Below are 22,000 nucleotides of genomic sequence, written 5' to 3'. Positions count from 1 at the left end.
TAGATGAAAGGAACCTTTTCACATTTTAACCCCTTTCACGCCTGGTCCTTTGCCTAAAAGCCCCGGCAAAAGGCCGTATTGATTGATGATTTTCAGTCCTGTATACCGGTCTCTGAGCTGATGGGCGTATGCGAGCGCTTCTTTCACCAGCTCTTCTTCAACATCGAGTTCTTTGAATGATACAGGCCCGCCGATACGCCTCATCCACTCTGCCATTTTCTTACCGTCAGGAAGCTTTTCATAAACGGAGCGAATCGCTTGCTCAGCGTGTTGATCACCCAGGCTTGTACCGATAAGAGATCGGTAAATGTCAGTCAGCATGATGGCGCTGCAGCCGACTTTAGCACCGTGGAGCACTTGCCGCTTATTGTTCTCCAACGCTTTCATTTCAAGGTAGTGGGAAAGATGATGCTCGCCGCCGGAAGCCGGCCTTGAATGGTCGAGAACCAGCATGACAAGACCAGAAAGGATCAGTGATTCCATCAATTTCCTAATCCCATCGCGCGTCTTGGCGGCGATGTCATCTTTTCGGTCAAGGCATTGATCAAGCGCTTCCCTCGTCAGCCGGCTGGCGGCCGGGCAATACGGCTCATCGGCAAGCAGGCGGGAAATTTCCCAATCAGCAAGCGACGTCTCCTTGCCGAGCATATCGCCAAAACCTGCGGCTATCATGTTCTGCGGCGCTTGACACAAGAGCTCCAAATCGGCAAAAAGCGCGATCGGCGCTGTCGTTTGAACCGTCTGTTTCTTTCCTTTTAAAATCAGCGGTGCGCCGGCTGAAGTAAAACCGTCAACCGACGGAGCCGTAGGAACTGAAATAAACGGGATGCCGCGCTGATAGGCGCAAAACCTGACGATGTCGTGAATCGTGCCCGCTCCGGCTGCAATTAGTACATCCGCATCAATCGGTACACCGATCAATGCACTCACCAATGTTTGCTCATCCGCCGTCACATCGCCCGCTTCATTAGCTTCCAGCAGAACCTGAACCGTTTCAGCCGTTTCTTCAAGAAGAGCCGCAATCCGCTTACCGGCTATCCGTCCGGTCGTTTCATCATAAATGACAGCGGCTTTTTTATAGGAAGCCGATTTCACGAAAGCGGGCAATTCTTGCTCAACAGCTTTGCCGCCGATCGCGATTTTTTCGACTGTAAGCGGATGATGAACGGCTCCGCATTCGCACGCACCCAAAGTGTCTTTCACATAAGAGATCAAATCTTTCATTGACAGCTTCCCTCCTCTATTGGCCGTAATACGCGTCTGCCCCGTGCTTGCGAAAATAGTGCTTATCCTGCAAAGCGCTCTTAATCGGCTCAAGAGACGGATTCAGCATCAGGGAGCGGTACGCCATCTTCGCGACTTCTTCCAAGACGACAGCATTGTGTACGGCCGCCAAGGCGTCTTTCCCCCAGCAAAACGGCCCGTGATTGTTCACGAGAACGCCGGGCATCGCCAGGGGGTCCAGATGCCGGAACGTCTCGGCAATCACTTTTCCTGTATTCAACTCGTATTGACCTCTGATCTCCTCAGGATTCATTTCTCTTGTACACGGAATGTCACCGTGGTAGTAGTCGGCATGAGTCGTTCCGAGTGACGGAATATCCTTCCCTGACTGCGCCCAGCTTGTCGCCCACGGAGAATGCGTATGGACGATCCCGCCGATCGACTGAAACTGCCGGTAAAGATAGAGGTGTGTCGGCGTATCGGAAGACGGCTTCAGATCCCCTTCTACAATCTCGCCGTCCATATTCAGAACCACTAAATCTTCGGCTTTCAAATCGCTGTATTTGACACCGCTCGGTTTGATGACGACCAGCTCATTCTCCCAGTCAATACCGCTGACATTTCCCCATGTAAAGGTGACAAGCCGGTATTTTTCAAGTTGCAAATTCGCTTTTAATACTTGTTCTTTCAAAGATTCCAGCACAGTTTTCTCCTCCCTTTAAGCCATCGCTTTACCGGTGTCAGAACTAATGGACTGGATGTTTTTCAATTTTTTAAGGCGTTTCATCACGTTGTTTTGCTTTCCGAAGTACGTGTAAAGCTCCTTGTATTCCGTATAAAGCCGATCGTATAAGGCAACGTTTTCAGGAATTGGTTTGTACGTTTGATCCTTGATCTTGCCCATATGTGCGACTGCTTCTTCGATATGGTCATAACCGCCGTTCACACTTCCGGCCGCGAGCGCTCCGAATATCGCGGAACCTAAAGCCGGCGCCTGCGGAGATCCGGAAATTTTGATTTCCATGTTGGTGACATCCGCGTAAATCTGCATGATAAACGGATTTTTTTCGGCGATTCCTCCTGCGGCATACAGCTCCTCGATCGGCACACCGCTTTGTCTAAACGTTTCAATAATGATCCTCGTCCCGTAAGCAGTCGCTTCAACCAATGCACGGTATATCTCTTCAGACTTAGTGGCAAGCGTCATACCGAGCAGCATGCCTGTCAGATCGGCATCAACGAGTGTTGAACGGTTTCCGTTCCACCAATCCAATGCAAGCAAACCGCTTTCGCCGATTTGGAGACGGTCAGCTTTTTGAGACAGCAGTTCGAAAATGGAAATCCCTTCGGCTTCAGCTTCTTTCATATACGCTTCTGGTACAAAGTGTTGAATCAGCCAATGAAAATGGTCGCCGACGCACGATTGGCCTGCTTCATAGCCGACATAGCCCGGGAGAATCCCGTTTTCAACAACACCGCACATTCCCGGCACCATTCTGACATCTTCACCGAGCAGCATATGGCAGGTAGACGTTCCCATGATCATCAGCATCTTGCCCGGCTCTGTGATGCCGACCGCCGGAACTGACACATGCGCATCAACATTTGCGACAGCGACCGCCGTACCAGCCAGAAGCCCTGTCTTCCCGGCCATTTCTTCAGTTAGTCCGCCCGCTTTTTCACCTACAGAATAAATATCCTCTGTTAATTTTTCGCGAACGATATTTTTCAGCTTCGGATGCAGGCTTGCGAAGAAATCATCAGAAGGATAGCCGCTTTTATTGTTCCAAATCGCTTTATAACCCGCTGTACAATTGTTGCGCTTTCTAGTTCCGCACAGCATATAGACGATCCAGTCGGCCGCTTCCATAATCTCGGCTGCAGCATCATAAATAACAGGCGCTTCTTCCGCGATTTGCATCACTTTTGGAACGAGCCACTCGGAAGAAATTTTCCCGCCGTATGTTTGAAGAAAAGGTTCATTTCTTTCTTCCGCGATTTGATTCAAGCGATTCGCCTGCTCCTGTGCAGCATGGTGCTTCCAAAGCTTGACATAGCTGTGCGGTTCTGACGCATACTCTTCCCTCATGCAAAGAGGAGTGCCGTTCTCGTCAACGGGCAAAATCGTGCAAGCCGTGAAATCGATTCCGATGCCGATGATTTCTTTCGGATCCGCTTTCGACTGCTTTAAAAGGCTCGGAATTGTTTCCTCCAGCACTTCAATGTAATCAGCCGGATGCTGGAGCGCCCAGTCCCGCGGAAGTTTTCGCTTTGAGACGGGAAGCTCCCGGTCTATCACCCCGTGTGTGTACTCTTTGACAGCTGTCGCGATTTCCTCACCTGTCCGGACATCGACGAGAACAGCGCGTCCTGACAATGTTCCAAAGTCAACTCCGATTGTGTAAGGGATAAGCCTTCACCCCCTTAAAACTTGCGAAGCCGATATGCAGCTTCACTCCATTTAAGTTCATTGCGAAGATTTAAAATCGTCGTATCGCGATTGATCAATACCGCTTCAATGCCTGACATTTCGGCCCAATCGAGCATCTGCTCGGCTGTCAGCTGATACGAAAGGCATGTATGGTGCGCACCGCCAGCCAAAATCCACGCTTCAGCCGATGTTCTCAAAGACGGCTGCGGCTTCCAAAGTACGCGCGCCACCGGAAGATTCGGCATATCATGCGGAACCTTCTCAGCTTCCACTTCATTGATGACAAGCCTGAAACGGCCGCCCAAATCGATGAGAGAGACATTCACCGCAGGGCCTGCAATTCCGTCGAACACGAGCCGCGCCGGATCGTCCTTTGCACCCATTGACAGCGGATGGACTTCAATTCTCGGTTTGTGATCGGCAATCGACGGGCACACTTCAAGCATGTGGGAGCCGAGAATCATTTCATTGCCCGGTTCAAAATGGTACGTGTAATCCTCCATAAATGACGTTTCTTTTCCGCCGGCCATCACTTTCATCATCCTGACGAGCGCAGCCGTTTTCCAATCTCCTTCTCCTCCGAAACCGTAGCCTTCGGCCATCAGGCGCTGAACGGCCAAACCTGGAAGCTGCTTCATACCGTGGAGGTCTTCAAAGGTTGTCGTAAAGGCCGTATAGCCCCCATTCGAAAGAAAGCGCTTTAATCCAAGCTCGATCCGCGCCTGCTCTTTGACGGATTCCCTTGCCTCTTCGCCTTCCGGCCACTCATAAAGCTCCTCATATTCGGAAATGAGCTCGTTCAGACTTTGTTCTGATACAGTATTGATCTCTGTGACGAGGTCGCCGATTCCATATCCGTCGACAGACCAGCCAAGCTGAATCTGCGCTTCAATCTTATCTCCTTCTGTTACCGCCACATTGCGCATGTTGTCCCCAAATCGGGCGACTTTGATATGACGGCTCTCAATATATGCGACCGCTGCGCTCATCCATTTGTCGATCGAGTGTTTGACGTCTCTGTCTTCCCAATACCCGGCAATGACTTTTCGCGGAATGCCCAATCTCGCTCCGATAAAGCCGTATTCGCGGTCGCCGTGTGCAGACTGATTAATATTCATGAAATCCATGTCGATTCTATCCCACGGAATGTCCCGGTTAAATTGGGTATGAAAATGGAGCAGCGGCTTATTCAGCTCGGACAGGCCCGGAATCCACATTTTCGCCGGTGAAAACGTATGCATCCAGGTAATGATGCCCGCGCACTCCTCGTCCCGGTTCGCCTCTTCAAACAGTTTTCTGACGCCGTCCAGCGAAGTGGCCACCGCTTTGTACTTGACTTGAAACCTTAAATGTCCGTCATTTAATCCGTTGCAGATCATTTTGGAATGCTCTTCCACCTCTTGTACGGCCTCTTCTCCATATAAATGCTGGCTGCCTGTCACAAACCAAAATACATGCGTCTTTTTTTGAATCAAATAGCTTCCTCCTCTTCTTTAAGGTTTCTGTGTAAAGATTAGCAAACTATTAAAACGCTTACAAAAAAACATGAATATACCTTATTCTCAAACTTATCGCGACTATATGTACGTACAACTAAACTCAAAAACATATTTGTACGAACAACTTCATTATATCATTTTGAAAAAAACTGTCAATTTAATTTCCAGTGTGTTTTTTATTTTTTTTGACAGATTTCAGAACAAAAAAACCGGGCGGAAAAATCGCCCGTCATCTGTTAATAAGTCGGCCACCCTTGGGAATCCCAGTACAAGTCGTTGATGAGCAGCTTCGATACACCATTGTCCAACGCGTCATAAGCGTGTCTGACAAGGATCGAGTTGTTCAGAACATCCTGATGTCCCGGCCCTTTCCAGCGGTCATTGCCGGAATCTAGGATCGTCCCTCCGCCGTTCATCATATTTTTGCCGCTTTTATCATAATAGGGTCCCGTAATGCTCGTTGAACGGCCGTACGCTATTTTATATGTGCTGTTCACCCCTTTACAGCAGCTGTCAAACGAGACAAATAAGTAATAGTAGCCGTCTTTGTAGGTAATGTTCGGCGCTTCAACCGCTCCGCCGTTATTCGGCCTTGAGGCGATCGAATACAGGCTTCCCGTCGGCTTCATCGTGTTTTTATCAAGCCTTGTCAGCTTGATGCCGGTCCAAAAGGAACCGAATGAGAGCCATGGATTCCCGTTATTGTCAATAACCAGATCAGGGTCAATGGCATTAAACTGATCACCGGATGTCGATCTGATGACCAGCCCGTCATCCCGCCATTGGCCGGATGAAATCCGGTCTGTCGATGCGAGTCCTATCGCTGATGTGTTTGAACCGAAAGACGATACAGAGTAATACAGCCAATACCGGCCGTTATAGTAGCTGATATCCGGCGCCCACTGATGCGGTTCATGATTTGGTACGTACATCTTCCACCAGGACAATGGAGCTGGAAAAATACTCGGGGCAGCACTCCAGTTTCTGCCGTCGGTTGACTTAATGACACGCAGCCCTGTACCGAGCCCGGTTCCAAATGTATACCACGTATTTCCCTCTTTAATGATGGAAGGGTCATGGATGAAATTGTCCCCCTTTGTGTCCCAAAACGCAGCCTTGCCTGATTCAGGCATCAAAAAAGCCAGCAGCAGTCCGAACATCAATCCTGTCAAAGACATTCTCCGCAACACATTTTTCATTCAAATCACACTCCTGTTCTTGTAAATGAAAAAACAATGCCTCCCTTTCTTTGTCAATTTTTCGAACAATGTTTATATATGTAAACGCTGTCTTTGACATTACAAAAAAAGCTGACAGCTTATAAAATAAGCCTGTCAGCCACATCTTTCATCAGTCAAACGTAATATTTTGAACCGTCTCTTTATCCAATCGCTTAATCACTTCGGTAATTAATTTTACCGCATGTTCATAGTCATCCCGGTGAAGCATGGCTGCGTGCGTATGGATATACCTTGTCGCGATCGTGATCGACAGAGCAGGCACTCCGTTCGCGGTAAGGTGGATCGAGCCCGAATCTGTTCCTCCACCTGAGAGGGCGTCAAATTGATACGGAATGCCGGCTTCATCTGCAACATTCGTGACAAAGTCGCGAAGCCCTTTATGAGACACCATTGAAGCGTCATAAAGGATGATCTGCGGGCCTTTTCCCATTTTGCTTGTCGACTCTTTTTCCGTAATACCCGGCGTATCACCCGCGATTCCCACGTCAACACCGAAAGCAATATCAGGCTTGATCGTATGCGCGGCGGTTTTCGCGCCTCTCAGTCCGACTTCTTCCTGTACGGTTCCGACGCCGTAGACGACATTCGGGTGATCCGCTCCTTTCAGGTTTTTCAGCACATCGATCGCGATCGCGCAGCCGATACGGTTGTCCCATGCTTTGGCAAGCAGCATTTTTTTCATTATTCATCACCGTAAATTCAAAGTAAGGAACGACCTGGTCTCCCGGAAGAACGCCCCACTCCATCGCTTCCTCTCTGTTCGACGCTCCGATATCGATAAACATATCTTTAATATCCACCGATTTTTTTCTTGCCTCCTGAGACAGGACATGAGGAGGTTTTGAACCGATGATACCGGTGATGTCGCCTTTCTTCGTCACGACCGTCACACGCTGCGCCAGCATGACCTGGCTCCACCAGCCTCCAACCGTCTGAAAGCGGAGATAACCCCTGTCATCGATCCGCGTAACCATAAAACCGACCTCATCAAGATGGCCGGCAATCATAATCTTCGGTCCGTCAGCCTGTCCGGTCTTTTTAGCGATTAAGCTTCCCAGTCTGTCTGTCGTAACCTCGTCGGCAAACGGTTCTATGTACGATTTCATGACTTGTCTGGGTTCTTTTTCATTTGCAGGAATTCCTTTTGCATCTGTTAATTCCTTTAGCATCGTCAATGTTTCATCAAGCTTTGCCATCTCTATACAGCCTCCTTAATTAACCCTCATTTACTATTATACAGAAACATCCCTTTTCAATACGATCAATATTCTGTACAGCTTTTTTGGTTAAAAAATGAAACCTTGCGGGAACTGGTTCGTATATATTGGGATATACTCAAAATTACGTTCAAGGGAGGTTCTGTTTTAACATGATTGTCATCATATTGAGACTGGCTTTGCTGGCGCTTTTGGTTTACGTCGTGTACAGGGCCGTTCAATTTTTGGGGAGTCCGGACAGAAGGCTGAAATCAGCACAAGCCAAAAAACACTTTTATTTTTTGGACGAACAGAAAAATGCACGCAAAAATCTCAAGCTGACATTTAAAGGCGTGCTTTTCGAAGGAGAAAAACACATTCCTTCAAAAGACCATCCGCTGTTCATCCATACGATTTTTGTATGGACGGAAGCGCCTGAAGAAAAGCTCAGCTCTTTCACGGAAGAAGACTTCGCAGAATTGGAAGAAAACATTAAAGCCCACTATCCCGATTGCAAAATCGACTGGGATTCGAACATTCAAAAGTGGAGAAACAAAAAAGCAGAAGAGCAATAAGCCTCGTCTGCTTTTTTAATTCATCATATAAAAATAGGTCAAAACGGCTTGCACGGCCAGCAAAAAAGGAATGCCAAGCCTGAAGGAAAGGTGTTTTGTCTTATGTCTGAACCGCATCATCCCGAACCAGACGCCTGCGGATCCGAAAGCGGCCGCAACGAGCCAGATGCGGCGCTCAGATACCCTCCATTTCCCAGTGACCGCTTTTTGCTTGTCTGCTTTCATTAAGAAAAAGCCGTATCCGTTTATGAGGATCGCGTAAATCCATATGAGAGTCATATTGTTCATTTCTCCTTGTTTCGCGGTTGGGGCTTGCGGCGGCCGGTCTCACGAACCGTTTCACATCCCGCGCGAGTAGCTTCTAACAACAAAAGAAAAAGGCCGGGTTCCGGCCTTTTTCAATTATTTATTCAATTGCGCTTTAGCAGCGTCTGCAAGCTGATTGAATGCGTTCAAATCATTTACAGCAAGGTCAGCAAGCATTTTGCGGTTTACTTCGATACCGGAAAGCTTAAGACCGTGCATCAAACGGCTGTAAGAAAGACCGTTCATGCGTGCTGCAGCATTGATACGAGTGATCCACAGTTTGCGGAAATCGCGTTTTTTCTGACGACGGTCACGGAAAGCGTAGTTTCCTGATTTCATAACCTGCTGGTTAGCTACTTTATATAATGTATGTTTTGAACCAAAATAACCTTTTGCTAATTTGAGAACCTTTTTACGACGTTTGCGTGTAACAGTTCCGCCTTTTACTCTTGGCATTAGATTTCCCTCCTAATTATACCTTTTCCGAATTACTTAATGTTGGCAAGCTGCTGCTTGATGCGTTTGAAATCGCCGGCGCTTACGACTGCGCTTTTGCGAAGCTTGCGCTTTTGTTTTTGAGATTTATTTGCGAACAAGTGACTTGTATATGCATGAGAACGTTTCAGTTTCCCGGAACCTGTCTTTTTAAAACGTTTCGCAGATCCGCGGTGAGTTTTCATTTTTGGCATGGATGTTTCCTCCTTAATTACTTTTCAGTTTTAGGCGCGAGCACCAAGAACATGCTGCGGCCGTCCATTTTCGGCTTCGTTTCAACAGTCGCCACTTCCGCGCAGGCTTCTGAGAAACGGTCCAGCACGCGCTGTCCGATTTCTTTGTGCGTGATCGCACGGCCTTTAAAGCGGATGGACGCTTTCACTTTGTCCCCTTTTTCCAGGAACTTGATGGCGTTGCGAAGCTTTGTATTGAAATCATGTTCTTCAATACCAGGGCTCAGCCGAACTTCTTTTAAGTTAATGATTTTTTGATTTTTGCGTGCTTCCTTTTCCTTCTTCTGCTGCTCGAATCTGTACTTTCCGTAGTCCATGATCCGGCATACAGGCGGTTTTGCATTTGCTGCAACCAACACAAGGTCAAGATTTGCGCGACCCGCAATTTCCAGTGCTTCCTGGCGGGATTTGATCCCAAGCTGATCGCCATTTTGTCCGATCAAACGAACTTCACGCGCACGGATACCCTCATTAACCAATTGATCTTTGCTAATAATGAGCCACCTCCATAGAATCTTTGAATTGATTTCACAACTCATTTTGACCGTTTCTTTGCATTCCACAGGCAAACAAAAAGTGCGGGCATCGAAACACCCACACTGCGAACATTGCATAGAAAAATAAGAAATGTACGTTTAACCTGCCAACTACAAGAATGTGTCAATCAGGTGAGAAGCGGGTGCTTCTGCTTGTTGATATATATTCAATTCATTATCCATCTTACATAAACAAATCCTGCAAGTCAAGATATAAAATTTATCACAACATTTGCTATTATATCAGGACACATTTGAAATAGCAATGCTATTTTTTTATTTTTCTTTCACCGGCTCTATCCGCCGATCATTTGGACACATAACGGAACGACAAACACGGTCACGACGCCGACGACGACAACTGCAATACTCGCCATTGCCGCTTCGACTTCCCCCATTTCAATTCCGACGGCGACGCCGAGGGCATGTCCTGATGTTCCGAGCGCCAACCCTTTGGCGATCGGATGCTGCACTTTGAAGATCTTCAAAAAAAGCGCGCCAAGCGCATAGACGATCACTGCGTTAAAGATGACGGCGAAGGCCGTGATATCTTGAATGCCGCCGATTCCTTTTGATAAAGGAAGCGCAATCGCCGTCGTGGCGGCCTGAGGCAGCATGCTTTTCATGACGGCTCCGTCAAGATGGAGCGCGTTTGCGATCAGATAGACGACAGCAACCGAGCAGACAGAGCCCGCAATAATGGCGCCAAGGATTTGCAGCCAATATTTTTTCAGGCTTTCCACCTGTTTGTATAAAGGAATGGCAAACGCAATCGTGGCGGGCTCCAAAAAGAACTTAATGATGTCTCCGCCGCTCTTGTAGTCCTCATATGAAAAACCGCCGATTTTTAAAAATGCAATCCCAAGAATCATCGCGACAAACAGAGGCGTGAACAAGAAAAAACCATTTGATTTTTTAAATAAAAAAGTGCCGATGCCAAATGCGGCCAGTGAAACGACAATACCGAAATAAGGTGTCATAGCGTTAATAACCTCCTATCGATTCAAGAAGCTGTTTTTTTGGCTGATTCAACCCGGTTGTCCTGACGGTCCTTTTTGCTTGCAGACAGGATGAACTGTGAAAACAAGCCTGTCGCTGCAAGCAGAATGACGGTGGCCAGGAAAATCACGAGGACGATCGGCAGCCCGTATTTCTCCATGACACCGAGCGAGTTCATCACTGATATACCCGACGGAACGAATAAAAAACCGATCAGCGAAGTGAGCGCCGTGCCAAGCGATTCGACTTGTTCCAGCTTCAACACGTTCGCACACAGCAATGCAAACAACATCACCAAGCCGATGACAGACGGAGGAATCGGGATGGGCAGAATCGCGGCGATTCCGTTTGAAACAAACATCATAACAGCAAAAATAAATGCCTGAGTTAAAAAGCCATATTCTTTTTTCCCCTTCATTTCGTTCACCTCTTTGGCTGTGTTGGGTTCATTATATAAAAAGGCCCCGGCCAAAAAAGCGTTTTCAAAATAACTTGCCGGATACCGCCCTTCAATTGCAGAAACGGGACGCTGAAATGCAAATTATTCTTCCGGCTTTGCACATTCTTCACAATTATTTAAATTCCAGAATGTGCTAATGGAGCAAAACAGATCGTATAGTGGTTAATGAGAAAACGATTGATGAGGAGGCTCTGACTCATGAACCATTCAAGAGGAGGGCGCTTTGTTCCGGCTGGCGAATTCGCATCTTTAGCAAGACGCGGCCTGATGCCTGAAGACGCTTCGATCGCCGCCGGCGCGCCCCGATTTGCAGATTATCCATTCAAGCTTGGAGTGGCTTCAGGTGACCCGCATCCCGACGGGGTTGTCATTTGGACGAGGCTTGCCCCCGATCCGCTTGCCGAAGACGGTTTAGGGGGAATGCCCGGCAGAGCCGTCCCTGTTCAGTGGGAAGTAGCCGAAGATGAACATTTCCGCAAAGTGGTGAAGCGCGGGACCGTCTCAGCGCTCGCTGAGCTCGCCCACTCCGTTCATGTTGAAGTGAACGGCTTAAAGCCGGGAAGCTATTATTGGTACCGGTTTAAAGCGGGACGGGAAATCAGCCGGACAGGCCGTACAAAAACAGCGCCTTCCCCGCACGCCGACATCAAGGGAATGTCGTTCGCTCTCGCCTCGTGCCAAGCTTGGTACCACGGATATTTTACAGCTTACCGGCATATGGCCGAAGACCATCCGGACGTTGTTTTTTTCCTCGGAGACTATATTTACGAATATGCCATTAATGCTAAAAATCTTTTCCGCGATGTGACTTTATCTGCTGCCCATAACGCAAAAACCGTCACGCTCAGCCAATACAGACTCAGATATTCTCTTTTTAAGACAGACCCGGACCTCCAGGCCATTCATGCGCTGGCTCCCTGGGTTGTGACGATGGATGACCATGAGGTCGAAAACAATTATGCCGGCATCCATTCCCAATACAACACATCTCCGGACGATTTTCTCCGGCAGCGCGCAGCGGCGTACCAAGCTTTCTACGAAAATATCCCGATCCGCAGCACATCGATTCCAAATGGGCCTGACATGCTGATGTACAGGCGGTTCCGCTATGGAAACCTGGCTGAATTCAATGTTCTGGACACCCGGCAGTACCGCAATAATTTTCCGGCAAATGAGGCCGAACGGCTTGAGCCGTCACGCTCCATACTCGGATTTGACCAGGAGCGCTGGCTTTTTAACGGCTTGAGCCGGTCTGACACGGTGTGGAACTTTTTAGTCCAGCAAGTCGTCCTGGCTCAAATCGACCGCGATACAGGCCCCGGAGTTGAGTACAGCACAGACCAGTGGGACGGTTTTCCCGCTTGCCGCGACAGGCTTTTTTCCGCATACAAGGCATACGGCATCCAAAACCCCGTTGTGCTGACAGGAGATATTCACAGACATGCCGCTGCCGACTTAAAGGAGAACTTCGACGATGCGGGCTCAGCGACAATCGGAACCGAGCTGATCACAACTTCGATATCTTCAGACGCTGACGGCAGCGAGACCGATTCATTGGCGCCGATCTGGCTCGGAAACCCGCATGTCAAACTGTACAATGCGCAGCGCGGCTACGTTCGCTGCCGCTTGACGCCCCGGCAGCTTGAAGCCGACTTTCAGGTTCTTCCTTATATCACACGGCCCGGCGCCCCAGTCTCAACTTATGCCACATTCTCCATAGAAGCGGGACGGCCCGGGCTTCAGCGCTAAAAAACGGCGGTGAATGACGAATTCAGTCTTTCACCGCCGCTGATCATTTTTCACACCATATGCAGCCGTTTTTTCAGCTCTTTCGCGTATGTACGGCTGACAGGAATCGTGGAGCCGTCTTTCATCAGGAGGTTGTATGTCGAATTGAACCAGGGTTTGACTTCTTTAATATGATCCATATTTGCGAGAAAGCTTCTATGCACCCTGATCAACGCCGTCTGTGAAAGCTTTTGTTCGAGAACGACTAATGTATCGTGAACCGTGTATGCCTGATCAAAGGTTTTCACTGTGACGTGTCCGTCTTCTAACCCGGCGTATACGATTTCGTCCGGATCGAGAATGACGATCGCTTCGTCAATGCTGAGAGCCAGCCTGTGGCGGCCCGCAAGCTGCTGCCCCTCCTGATGGCCGGGACGCATCCTTTTATATTTTTGGATCGTCTGTCTGATTCGCTCCTCATCAAACGGCTTTGTCAAATAATCGACCGCATCCACTTCAAATGCTTTCAGCGCATATTCATCATAAGCGGTCGCAAAAACGACAGCCGGAGGCACCGACATTTTTTTCAGCCGCTTCGCAATGTCAAAACCGTTCTCCCCAGACAAATCGATGTCCAAGAAAAGAATATCAGGTTTGTGATCCGCCATTTTGTCAAACGCTTCTTCGATATGTTCAGCTTCATCGACCGCAACCACTTCTTCGGTCTGCTCTAATAAATATTTCAGCTCGTCTCGCGCAAACATTTCATCATCCACGATTAATACCTTGAGCATCTCTGTTCCCCTCTCTTTCGGTTTGAAAAGGAATCTTAAAGGATATCTCTGTTCCTCTATCAGGTTCGCTGGCAAGCTCGAGGGCAGCCTGGTGCCCGAACAAACCGGTAAGCCGCTGATTCACATTGTAAAGCGCCGTCCCGTTCCCTTCTTTTGAAGGTGCGGGCGCCTGTCCCAGCTGTCCAAGCAGCTCGGGATCAATTCCCCTGCCGTTGTCTGACACCTTCATCAAAACGCCGTCCTGCTCTCTCACAGCGCATACTTTTACCGTGCATACCTTTTGTTTTCTCGGGAATGCATGGCGAAGCGCGTTTTCAACAAGCAGCTGCAATATAAATGGAGGAATTTCCATGCTTTCAAGACCGTCCTCAATATGAAAATCAATATGATACTTGCCAGGGAACCGGGCCTGCTCCAATGATAAATAGGCTTCCAGGTGGTTCAGCTCTTTTGAGAGCGGAATCATCAGCTGCCTGGCTCCCTGCAGATTGGAACGAAAATAAACGCTCAACTGCAGGAGGAGTTTCCGCGTTTTTTCGGGATCTGTCCTGCACAGAGCAGAAATCGTATGGATGGCATTAAATAAAAAGTGCGGATTGACCTGCGCTTGAAGCGCCTTGATTTCGGCATCTTTCAAAAGCTTGCTTTGCAGCTCAGCCTCACCGAGTTCTAGCTGAGTGGAAAAAAGCATGGCAAGCCCTTCGGCGAGCTCTTCCGTCACACGGTTAAGACCGGATGGATGCTTAAAGTACAGCTTCAGCGTGCCGATTGTTTCGCGGTTGGAGAAGAGCGGCAGTACGATCGCCGCCTGCAGCGGACAGGAACGGTGCGCACACTCGATTTCATCGCGCGACTTCACTTTCATGACCTTTCCGGTTTGAATGACTTTTTTCGATAAACCGGTGATCAGATTTTTCGAAGGAATATGATGATCTGCTCCATCTCCGACATGAGCGAGAATGTTCTCTCTGTCCGTAATCGATACGGCATCCGTCCCCGTCATCCGGTGAATAATGAGAGCGGCGCTTTTGCAGGAATCCTCATTCAGTCCCCGGCGGAAAAAAGGAAGCGTCTGATCCGCTATCGAAAACACCTTATGGGTCTGAACGGCCCGCGCCTGTTCCTCTTTGCGGATAATAGACTGAATGATCGATAGAAAAATAAAGCTGCCCGTCCCGTTGACAATCATCATCGGAATGCCGATCATCTGAACGAGCGCAATAGCCTCAGCCTGCGGTTTTGCAAGTACGAGAATCATCAGCATCTGCAGACCCTCCATACAAATACCCGCCAGAGCGGCTACCCTTGGTGTCACCATCTGATGCCGTTTCCTGAAAAAGCTGCCGATATAACCGGCGATGACGCCAGCCAACAGTGAAGAAACCGCACAGCTCAAAGCTGTCGTCCCTCCCAGTGAAAAACGGTGAATGCCTGACAATAGCCCGACACCCGCTCCGACAAACGGCCCTCCGATCAGACCGCCGATTTCGACACCGAGAATTCTCGTATTGGCAATCGAGCTTGACGGATCGATCGCAAAAATCCAATCATTGTTCAAAATCTTATGTTCCCGGATTTCAATGCCTGTATAGTTGCTGATGATGCTGAACAGGGAAAAAATGAAGATGAGAACCCCTTTTCCCTTATACCCTTCCGGATGCTGGAGGTGCTGACGGAACACCTTCATATGGGCCAACATAAAGCCCAGGATAACGATGATCCCCACTCTCTCCAGCATCATGATCATGAGTTGAATCATGTACTTCCCCTTGCTTTCTTTCTGTATCGGAATTTGCTCTTATTCTATCATACCTCTTTTTATTCACACTTTGACGCGGCATGCTTTACAAAATAAAAAAGGCAGCAAACAATTGCTGCCTTCAGATTGTTGACAAAATCCCAAAACGACTTTTTGTTTTGGGATTTTGTCATCCTTTCAGCGTGATTGAAAACCCTTGCAGTCTAGGAAGGCCGAGCATCGGAGCGGACTTTCACAGGAGGTGATGACGGCGGTGTTCAGGCAGGACGCCTGGGTGGTTAGCCGCCGATCCTTCCTCTATTCGTGAGCACCGACGCGCAGGCCTGACAACGAATGCGAGGGTTTGTCGACACGCTGAAGGTAGCAAACAATTGCTGCCTTTACCTTATTTGCTGCTACCCGTTTTCAAATTAACAATCAGCCACACAACTTGAATAATGAATGGAAATATAAATGCAATCAATAAAACGATAAACGCTATTAATTTAAGCTCAGGCGTTTGAGTAACACCGGCGCCATCAACATCTCTCAGCCACACGAGAGCCGTCCCCATTACAAAAACGGCCATCCAAAATATGTTGCAAATCCACCAAAATATCCATCGTTTTTTCACAAAACCATTCCTTCCATTTCTACACTGTATCTGCTTCTTCTGTCCGCATGTGAGCCCGTTATCACGAACATAAGATGCATCTTAAAAATCCCCTGCATTTCCAAACAATAGAAACCCGTTTCATTCTATCATATTCGAGAAGCTTTCACACTTTGACACTGCATTACATCACATTCTTAAATTCATTTCTTTCACATCCATTTAATCTATTGTAAAATAAATAAGAGAATTCTATAAATTAATGGCAGAGGAGAAGATCATGAAAGCCGTATTTTTTGATTTAGACGATACATTGCTCTGGGATGAAAAAAGCGTCAGCACAGCATTTTCCAAAACGTGTCTTAAAGCTGAAGAAAAATACGGAATCCATGCGGAAGAATTTGAAGCAGCGGTCCGCGAAGCAGCGCGAAAGCTTTACACGTCTTATGAAACATATCCATACACCGTCATGATCGGCATCAACCCATTTGAAGGCCTGTGGTCAAACTTCAGCGAGCCGATCAGCGAAGGCTTTCAAAAACTGAACAAAATTGTTCCTGAATACAGAAAAAACGCATGGACAAACGGATTGAAGGCGTTTGGCATCGACGATCCCGCCTTCGGGGAAGAACTCGGCGAATATTTCGCCGCAGTGCGCCGAAAGAGCCCTTTCGTGTATGAAGAAACATTTGCCGTTTTAGATGAACTGAAAGGAAAAGTAGAGCTTCTTTTGCTGACAAACGGCGATCCGAGCCTGCAGAAAGAAAAGTTGGCAGGCGTACCGGAACTTGCTCCTTATTTTAATGAAATCGTCATTTCCGGTGAATTCGGAAAAGGAAAGCCTGATCCAAGCATATTTGAACACTGCCTCAGCCTCCTCGGCATGACAAAGGATGATGCCGTGATGGTCGGAGACAACTTGAACACCGACATTCTCGGGGCTTCCAGAGCGGGCATTCAAACCGTCTGGGTCAACCGCAAAGGCAAAAAGAATGAAACTGACCTTACACCCGATCACGAAATCAGCCATTTGAGCGAACTGTTCGATATCCTCCGCGGAAAAACAGCCGACAAACTAAGCAAAAAAGCATGACTCCCGAGCGGGAATCATGCTTTTTTCTCGTTTATTTCTTTGCTTCTGCAACGGCTTTTTTAATGAAGTCTGCAAAGGCAACTGTTTCTGATTTTTGCTCTCCGTATTTGCGGACGTTGACGGCTTCGTTTTCAACTTCCTGGTCGCCGACGACAAGCATGTACGGGATTTTTTGCATCTGTGCTTCACGGATTTTATAGCCGATTTTCTCGTCACGGATATCGACTTCAACGCGAAGTCCTTCACGCTGCAGGCGCTCTTGAACTTTTTTGGCGTAGTCAAGATGCACGGACGGCGATACAGGGATGACCTGGAACTGAACAGGGGCAAGCCATGTCGGCAATGCGCCTTTATGCTCCTCAATTAAGAAAGCGACAAACCGTTCCATTGTGGAAACGACACCTCTGTGAATGACGACCGGACGATGAGGTTTTCCGTCTTCTCCGACATATGTCAGATCAAATTTTTCAGGAAGAAGGAAGTCCAGCTGTACAGTTGACAGTGTTTCCTCTTTTCCGATTGCTGTTTTGACCTGAACGTCAAGCTTCGGTCCGTAGAACGCCGCTTCCCCTTCGGCTTCGTAATAATCGTGGCCGATCTCGTCCATCGCTTCCTTCAGCATCGATTGCGCTCTGTTCCACATTTCATCGTCATCGTAATATTTCTCTGTATCTTCAGGGTCGCGGTAAGACAAGCGGAATGAGTACTGCTCAAGGCCAAAGTCTTCATACACTTCCTGAATCAGGCGGACAGTGCGGATGAACTCTTCCTTAATTTGATCGGGACGGACGAAAATGTGCGCGTCATTCAAAGTCATCCCGCGAACACGCTGCAGACCTGAGAGAGCGCCTGACATTTCGTAGCGGTGCATCGTTCCGAGCTCCGCGATCCGGATCGGCAGTTCACGGTAGCTGTGAATGTCGTTTTTATAAATCATCATATGATGCGGACAGTTCATCGGTCGAAGCGTCAATGTTTCATTGTCCATTTCAATCGGAGGGAACATTGTGTCTTGATAATGATCCCAATGCCCTGACGTTTCGTAAAGTTCTTTGCTGCCAAGGACAGGTGTATACACGTGCTCATAGCCGAGCGCAAGCTCTTTGTCAACGATATAGCGCTCGATGACGCGTCTGATGGTTGCACCCTTTGGCAGCCAAAGCGGCAGCCCTTGCCCTACCTTTTGCGAAATCGCAAACAGCTTCAGTTCTTTTCCGAGCTTTCTGTGGTCGCGTTCTTTTGCTTCCTCAAGGAGGCGAAGATGCTCATCAAGCTCCGCTTTTTTGAAGAAAGCCGTACCATAAATGCGCTGGAGCATCTTGTTGTTGCTGTCTCCGCGCCAGTATGCTCCCGCAAGGCTCAGCAGTTTGAACTCCTTGATTTTTCCTGTCGAAGGAACGTGAACACCGCGGCACAGATCGAAGAATTCGCCCTGCTCATAGATCGATACCGTTTCACCTTCCGGAATCGCATCAAGCAGTTCCAATTTCAAATCATCGCCGATTTCGGCAAACCGGGCTCTGGCTTCCTCACGGCTGACTTCTTTTCTTACGATCGGCAGATTTTCGCCAACGATTTTTTTCATTTCCTTCTCAATCTTCGGAAGGTCTTCCGGAGTCAGCGCTTCTTCCATATCCACATCGTAGTAGAAGCCGTTTTCAATGACCGGACCCACGCCAAGCTTCACGTTTTTATACAGGCGCTTGATCGCCTGGGCCATTAAGTGTGCAGTACTGTGGCGCATGATTTCAAGCGCTTCTTCGCTACCTTCTGTAATGATTTCGATGGCGCCGTCCTCAAGGATCGGTGCGCGCAGATCGATTTCTTTGCCGTTTAATTTCCCCGCTATTGATTTTTTCTTTAAGCCGGGACTGATTGATGCCGCGATATCTTCTGTTGTCGTCGTTTTTGCAAACTCCTTAACCGCTCCGTCAGGAAATTTGATTTTTACCATATCTGACATCCTAGTCACTCCTTTTTTTTACAAAATAAAAAATCCCCGTCCCCCTATGAAAGGGACGAGGATTAATAAACGGAATTCGTGGTTCCACCCTTTTTCCCGAAAACGCAAAAAACCCGTCGCGCTCTCGGCTTTCGGTTCTGTAACGGGAAGTCCCGTCAGTCATTACTAGACACATTGCCGTTCACAACTGATGTTCAAAGGCGGTAAAAAAATGCTCCTTGGCTTAAGAGACTTTCAGCCGTGGTCTCCCTCTCTGTCAAACCGGTGTTCATCTTTTCATGTCCTTATCGATACATAATATCTTTAAGTTTACATCGTATTATAAATCGTTTTTCACACAAAATCAAGAATGCTCTTCCAAAATGTTTTCTCGCGGATGAAAGGCGTCAAGCGAAAGAATCCGTACGCGCTCCTGAAAAATATTTTGAATGGTCTGAACCATGGCGTGTTCCCGGTCTTCTGTATAGAGGTCTATTTTTTCCGGCGCAATCGATACGAGCGGAGCCAGGAGATGGGAATCAATATACATCGGGTGTTCTCTTACGAACCGCCTGTCTATGTATTTTTTTTGTTCCCGTTCAGAAATATACTTTAATTCCCACAATACAAAATAACCGTCGTGCACAATGCGGACATGGTCAAGCATCGGCTCTTTCGACATGACGTAGTCTCTCAGCGATTGAATGAATGTCTGATATTCCTGTTCCATTTTATACTCGTCAATTGCCGCCTCCACATAAGACCTGAGGCGTTCATAATACCTCCCGAGGCGAAATGTCATAAAAGACCGAATGGAAAAGACGTTTTCCTCAAGACAAATCGTTTGGAGCTCCTGAATGATGTAATGTTCGCGAGGGGTGTCGTCCTTGTTGAGAGGAAGCCCTTCAAGTTCGCCCTCCATAATGCTGTGGGCCAGTTGAAGAATCTGCTGCTGTTCATCCCGGTCCAAAAAGTAATAATCGCCTTCAATAACCGAAAGCATGTATTCGTCTTCTTTGCATTCTGTAAAAAATCTCGTCAGAACCGGCTCAATATAGGCCTGAATACTGACAGAGGAATGGGTCTTTTCAATTCCGATCTTCCCTGGTGCTTCGTGAATCTTGATATGCCGGTTCGCATCCGCATTGCGAAGGAGATGCAAAAACGCGGCTGTATCATAATCATCTTCAAATGTAATTTCAAGCATGTTTGTCCCCCCTAACAACATCTGATACATGTATATGGGGGTGACAAATAAAATAGACGTAAAAAAAGGATGAGCCCTTAATCGAGGAGCGCCTGCACTTTTTTTCTGAACAAAAGAGGCACGGTAATGAATATCAAGTAAATTGCCGCTGTAGCTGCAATTGCTATGATGTCGCCGGTCAAGAGGCTTGACCCGAGCACATTTAAAATAACGGTGCCCGGAATGATGCCCGCAGCCGTCGCCAGGGCAAACGACAGGGGCTTCACTTTTGACACGCCTGCCGCATAGCTAACCGCGTCAAAATGAATCGGCGCGAGCCTCAAGAGCAGAATGCAGAAAAAGCCGTTTTTCCGCAAAAGCGTCCGCAGGCTGTCAAGCTTCAGCGGCATGTGCTGAAGGTTTCCGCCGAGCCTGTATGCAACAGCGAATGACAAAAATGCACCGCCCGCCGCACCGATAAAAGAATACAAAGAGCCAAACAGCGGACCGAATGCGAGGCCCCCGCTGACGGCGAAAACGGAAGCAGGTAGCAGCAAAAACGGCCGGATCATCAATAATCCGATATAGATGAGCGGGGCGAAAATCCCGAAGGATAAGACGCCTTCTCTTATATGAGCGGGGCTCAGATTCAGATATTTCGCATTCAACCATAGTCCGGCCGCCGCGATTACGGCGATAACCGTCCATTTGGCCAAGGTTCTTTTTTGCATCTTCTTCATCTCCGTAATTGAAGCTCGGGATCATGTGATTACTGACGTCGGTTTTTCCCGTCCAGCCGGACAGGCGTCGCTAAATACAGCACCCTCTCCATCAGCCTTGCCGCTTTCACCTCTTCTTTTTCGCCCCTTTGCGAATAGGTGAAATGGTGTTTCAGTTCATCAGGGTCAAAGTTGGAAGAGAAAAACGTCGGCAGCTGATGAGACATTCTGTGCTGAAGGATGGCGCCAAGCACCTCATCCCTCACCCAGCTTGACATGGACTCCGCACCGATATCATCGAGCATTAGAATCGGCGTAGACTTGACCATCTCAAGCTTTTCTTCAAGCGACTGATCGTGTATCGCATTTTTCAGTTCCCTGACAAATTCGGGGACATAGACGAGAATGGATGGATGGTCCTTTGCCGCAAGCTCGTTGGCGATGGCGGCCAGCATAAAGGTTTTTCCGACCCCGAACTTCCCGTAGACGTAGATGCCTTTTCCCTTTCCCGTTTCGTTATAGTCATGCAAAAAGCCCGTCACAAGCTGAAGGACCTTTAATCTGCTCGGATCATCTCCGTCAATATCGGCAAACGTAGCATTCAAGAGATCCTGTTGAATATAGATGCTTTTAATCAGCGACCGCTGTCTTTCCCTCTCGTCCGCTGCCTTTTTTTCCGGACACCTGTCATATTGAACATCGATCGTTTTTCCGTTCATCACAAGCTTTGGATGATAACCTTGAATCAGGTTTTTGCACTCTTTCAGACTCGGGCAGTCTTGGCATGCTTTGCTTTGCTGTGTAAATTCATAAAGCTTGTTTAGGCTCCTGTCGATCATTCCTTGATCCACTTCTGACTGGCGGCTGTTTAAAAACTCCTGAACATCCTTGTCAGAGAGCACTTTTTCTTTCATATCTTCAAGGCGTTTTTGAAAATCGGGTCTCGTCGTCACGCCTTGCAAAGCGCGTTTAATCGGCTCCATCATCTTCAC

General features: G+C 48.0%; 21 protein-coding genes, 1 pseudogene and 1 other annotated feature. Of the genes and pseudogenes, 3 read left to right on the top strand and 19 right to left on the bottom strand.

What is annotated here, in order from left to right; genetic code table 11:
* Positions 1-18: 18 nt before the first annotated feature.
* From M1D90_RS06365 to M1D90_RS06340, 6 genes and pseudogenes are all read right to left on the bottom strand, one after another.
* On the bottom strand, positions 19-1,224 hold the full coding sequence (locus M1D90_RS06365) for a sn-glycerol-1-phosphate dehydrogenase (RefSeq protein WP_456283189.1): 1,206 nt from the start codon (positions 1,222-1,224) through the stop codon (positions 19-21).
* Between the two features lie 16 nt (positions 1,225-1,240).
* Positions 1,241-1,927, bottom strand: coding sequence for an L-ribulose-5-phosphate 4-epimerase (gene araD / locus M1D90_RS06360; protein ID WP_101561172.1), 687 nt, complete (start codon positions 1,925-1,927; stop codon positions 1,241-1,243).
* Positions 1,928-1,942: 15 nt separating this feature from the next.
* Complete coding sequence (araB, locus tag M1D90_RS06355) at positions 1,943-3,634, bottom strand: ribulokinase (RefSeq protein WP_456283482.1); 1,692 nt, start codon at positions 3,632-3,634, stop codon at positions 1,943-1,945.
* 14 nt (positions 3,635-3,648) lie between these two features.
* The gene (gene araA, locus M1D90_RS06350; protein WP_035338198.1) at positions 3,649-5,130 is read right to left on the bottom strand and encodes an L-arabinose isomerase; all 1,482 of its coding nucleotides are present in this window, start codon (positions 5,128-5,130) and stop codon (positions 3,649-3,651) included.
* A gap of 260 nt (positions 5,131-5,390) precedes the next feature.
* Positions 5,391-6,353, bottom strand: coding sequence for a glycoside hydrolase family 43 protein (locus tag M1D90_RS06345; protein WP_023855472.1), 963 nt, complete (start codon positions 6,351-6,353; stop codon positions 5,391-5,393).
* Between the two features lie 151 nt (positions 6,354-6,504).
* Positions 6,505-7,591: pseudogene (locus M1D90_RS06340) on the bottom strand (M42 family metallopeptidase).
* A gap of 173 nt (positions 7,592-7,764) precedes the next feature.
* Here M1D90_RS06340 and M1D90_RS06335 point away from each other — a divergent pair.
* A complete protein-coding gene (locus M1D90_RS06335) occupies positions 7,765-8,166 on the top strand; it encodes a hypothetical protein (RefSeq protein WP_023855473.1) in 402 nt (133 codons plus the stop codon).
* A gap of 15 nt (positions 8,167-8,181) precedes the next feature.
* Here M1D90_RS06335 and M1D90_RS06330 read toward each other — a convergent pair whose 3' ends face one another.
* The 6 genes from M1D90_RS06330 to lrgA form a co-directional block, all read right to left on the bottom strand.
* The gene (locus M1D90_RS06330) at positions 8,182-8,445 is read right to left on the bottom strand and encodes a DUF1294 domain-containing protein (protein WP_020452529.1); all 264 of its coding nucleotides are present in this window, start codon (positions 8,443-8,445) and stop codon (positions 8,182-8,184) included.
* A 123-nt stretch (positions 8,446-8,568) separates the two neighbouring features.
* Positions 8,569-8,928, bottom strand: coding sequence for a 50S ribosomal protein L20 (gene rplT, locus M1D90_RS06325; protein ID WP_003184266.1), 360 nt, complete (start codon positions 8,926-8,928; stop codon positions 8,569-8,571).
* A gap of 32 nt (positions 8,929-8,960) precedes the next feature.
* On the bottom strand, positions 8,961-9,161 hold the full coding sequence (rpmI, locus tag M1D90_RS06320) for a 50S ribosomal protein L35 (protein ID WP_003184267.1): 201 nt from the start codon (positions 9,159-9,161) through the stop codon (positions 8,961-8,963).
* 17 nt (positions 9,162-9,178) lie between these two features.
* Positions 9,179-9,697 (bottom strand): translation initiation factor IF-3, encoded by a 519-nt coding sequence (infC, locus tag M1D90_RS06315; RefSeq protein ID WP_116523372.1) that lies wholly within the window; start codon positions 9,695-9,697, stop codon positions 9,179-9,181.
* Positions 9,698-9,764: 67 nt separating this feature from the next.
* Positions 9,765-9,897: a sequence feature (ribosomal protein L20 leader region), on the bottom strand.
* A gap of 135 nt (positions 9,898-10,032) precedes the next feature.
* Positions 10,033-10,716: an antiholin-like protein LrgB gene (gene lrgB, locus M1D90_RS06310; RefSeq protein ID WP_075212766.1), complete on the bottom strand. Its 684-nt coding sequence runs from the start codon at positions 10,714-10,716 to the stop codon at positions 10,033-10,035.
* Between the two features lie 23 nt (positions 10,717-10,739).
* Positions 10,740-11,153, bottom strand: a complete 414-nt coding sequence (gene lrgA, locus M1D90_RS06305) for an antiholin-like murein hydrolase modulator LrgA (protein WP_105980081.1) — start codon at positions 11,151-11,153, stop codon at positions 10,740-10,742.
* Positions 11,154-11,393: 240 nt separating this feature from the next.
* Between lrgA and M1D90_RS06300 the strand changes: the two genes are divergently transcribed.
* Complete coding sequence (locus M1D90_RS06300) at positions 11,394-12,944, top strand: alkaline phosphatase D family protein (protein WP_026579093.1); 1,551 nt, start codon at positions 11,394-11,396, stop codon at positions 12,942-12,944.
* Positions 12,945-12,994: 50 nt separating this feature from the next.
* Here the strand turns inward: M1D90_RS06300 and M1D90_RS06295 are convergent, their stop codons facing one another.
* From M1D90_RS06295 to M1D90_RS06285, 3 genes are all read right to left on the bottom strand, one after another.
* Complete coding sequence (locus M1D90_RS06295) at positions 12,995-13,717, bottom strand: LytR/AlgR family response regulator transcription factor (RefSeq protein ID WP_101561175.1); 723 nt, start codon at positions 13,715-13,717, stop codon at positions 12,995-12,997.
* The gene (locus M1D90_RS06290; protein ID WP_020452535.1) at positions 13,692-15,476 is read right to left on the bottom strand and encodes a sensor histidine kinase; all 1,785 of its coding nucleotides are present in this window, start codon (positions 15,474-15,476) and stop codon (positions 13,692-13,694) included. The genes M1D90_RS06295 and M1D90_RS06290 overlap by 26 nt, the downstream gene beginning before the upstream one ends.
* Positions 15,477-15,861: 385 nt before the next feature.
* On the bottom strand, positions 15,862-16,089 hold the full coding sequence (locus M1D90_RS06285; protein WP_020452536.1) for a DUF3923 family protein: 228 nt from the start codon (positions 16,087-16,089) through the stop codon (positions 15,862-15,864).
* Positions 16,090-16,348: 259 nt separating this feature from the next.
* On the opposite strand from M1D90_RS06285, the gene M1D90_RS06280 reads away from it, so the two are divergent.
* Entirely contained in the window at positions 16,349-17,161 is an 813-nt protein-coding gene (locus M1D90_RS06280) for an HAD family hydrolase (RefSeq protein ID WP_020452537.1), read from the top strand.
* A gap of 31 nt (positions 17,162-17,192) precedes the next feature.
* Here the strand turns inward: M1D90_RS06280 and thrS are convergent, their stop codons facing one another.
* The 4 genes from thrS to dnaI all read right to left on the bottom strand — a co-directional run bounded on the left by thrS (position 17,193) and on the right by dnaI (position 21,991).
* Positions 17,193-19,124 carry a threonine--tRNA ligase gene (gene thrS, locus M1D90_RS06275; protein WP_020452538.1) on the bottom strand — a complete coding sequence of 644 codons (1,932 nt, stop codon included), beginning with the start codon at positions 19,122-19,124 and terminating at the stop codon, positions 17,193-17,195.
* A 343-nt stretch (positions 19,125-19,467) separates the two neighbouring features.
* Positions 19,468-20,310, bottom strand: coding sequence for a putative sporulation protein YtxC (gene ytxC, locus M1D90_RS06270; RefSeq protein ID WP_020452539.1), 843 nt, complete (start codon positions 20,308-20,310; stop codon positions 19,468-19,470).
* A 77-nt stretch (positions 20,311-20,387) separates the two neighbouring features.
* Positions 20,388-21,020 (bottom strand): TVP38/TMEM64 family protein, encoded by a 633-nt coding sequence (locus tag M1D90_RS06265; RefSeq protein ID WP_026579089.1) that lies wholly within the window; start codon positions 21,018-21,020, stop codon positions 20,388-20,390.
* A 38-nt stretch (positions 21,021-21,058) separates the two neighbouring features.
* The gene (gene dnaI, locus M1D90_RS06260; protein ID WP_020452541.1) at positions 21,059-21,991 is read right to left on the bottom strand and encodes a primosomal protein DnaI; all 933 of its coding nucleotides are present in this window, start codon (positions 21,989-21,991) and stop codon (positions 21,059-21,061) included.
* Positions 21,992-22,000 lie beyond the last annotated feature (9 nt).

Source organism: Bacillus sp. JZ34, assembly GCF_053903205.1.
Note: the sequence above shows the minus strand (reverse complement) of the source record. Positions and strands in the feature narration are given on the sequence as shown.

Excerpts from the sequence above, each read along its gene's own strand:
- M1D90_RS06365 (WP_456283189.1), bottom strand. The coding sequence starts at position 1,224 with ATGAAAGATTTGATCTCTTATGTGAAAGACACTTTGGGTGCGTGCGAA.
- M1D90_RS06345 (WP_023855472.1), bottom strand. The coding sequence starts at position 6,353 with ATGAAAAATGTGTTGCGGAGAATGTCTTTGACAGGATTGATGTTCGGA.
- M1D90_RS06335 (WP_023855473.1), top strand. The coding sequence starts at position 7,765 with ATGATTGTCATCATATTGAGACTGGCTTTGCTGGCGCTTTTGGTTTAC.
- M1D90_RS06330 (WP_020452529.1), bottom strand. The coding sequence starts at position 8,445 with ATGACTCTCATATGGATTTACGCGATCCTCATAAACGGATACGGCTTT.
- rplT (WP_003184266.1), bottom strand. The coding sequence starts at position 8,928 with ATGCCAAGAGTAAAAGGCGGAACTGTTACACGCAAACGTCGTAAAAAG.
- rpmI (WP_003184267.1), bottom strand. The coding sequence starts at position 9,161 with ATGCCAAAAATGAAAACTCACCGCGGATCTGCGAAACGTTTTAAAAAG.
- lrgB (WP_075212766.1), bottom strand. The coding sequence starts at position 10,716 with ATGACACCTTATTTCGGTATTGTCGTTTCACTGGCCGCATTTGGCATC.
- lrgA (WP_105980081.1), bottom strand. The coding sequence starts at position 11,153 with ATGAAGGGGAAAAAAGAATATGGCTTTTTAACTCAGGCATTTATTTTT.
- M1D90_RS06300 (WP_026579093.1), top strand. The coding sequence starts at position 11,394 with ATGAACCATTCAAGAGGAGGGCGCTTTGTTCCGGCTGGCGAATTCGCA.
- M1D90_RS06295 (WP_101561175.1), bottom strand. The coding sequence starts at position 13,717 with ATGCTCAAGGTATTAATCGTGGATGATGAAATGTTTGCGCGAGACGAG.
- M1D90_RS06290 (WP_020452535.1), bottom strand. The coding sequence starts at position 15,476 with ATGATTCAACTCATGATCATGATGCTGGAGAGAGTGGGGATCATCGTT.
- M1D90_RS06280 (WP_020452537.1), top strand. The coding sequence starts at position 16,349 with ATGAAAGCCGTATTTTTTGATTTAGACGATACATTGCTCTGGGATGAA.
- thrS (WP_020452538.1), bottom strand. The coding sequence starts at position 19,124 with ATGTCAGATATGGTAAAAATCAAATTTCCTGACGGAGCGGTTAAGGAG.
- ytxC (WP_020452539.1), bottom strand. The coding sequence starts at position 20,310 with ATGCTTGAAATTACATTTGAAGATGATTATGATACAGCCGCGTTTTTG.
- M1D90_RS06265 (WP_026579089.1), bottom strand. The coding sequence starts at position 21,020 with ATGCAAAAAAGAACCTTGGCCAAATGGACGGTTATCGCCGTAATCGCG.
- dnaI (WP_020452541.1), bottom strand. The coding sequence starts at position 21,991 with ATGGAGCCGATTAAACGCGCTTTGCAAGGCGTGACGACGAGACCCGAT.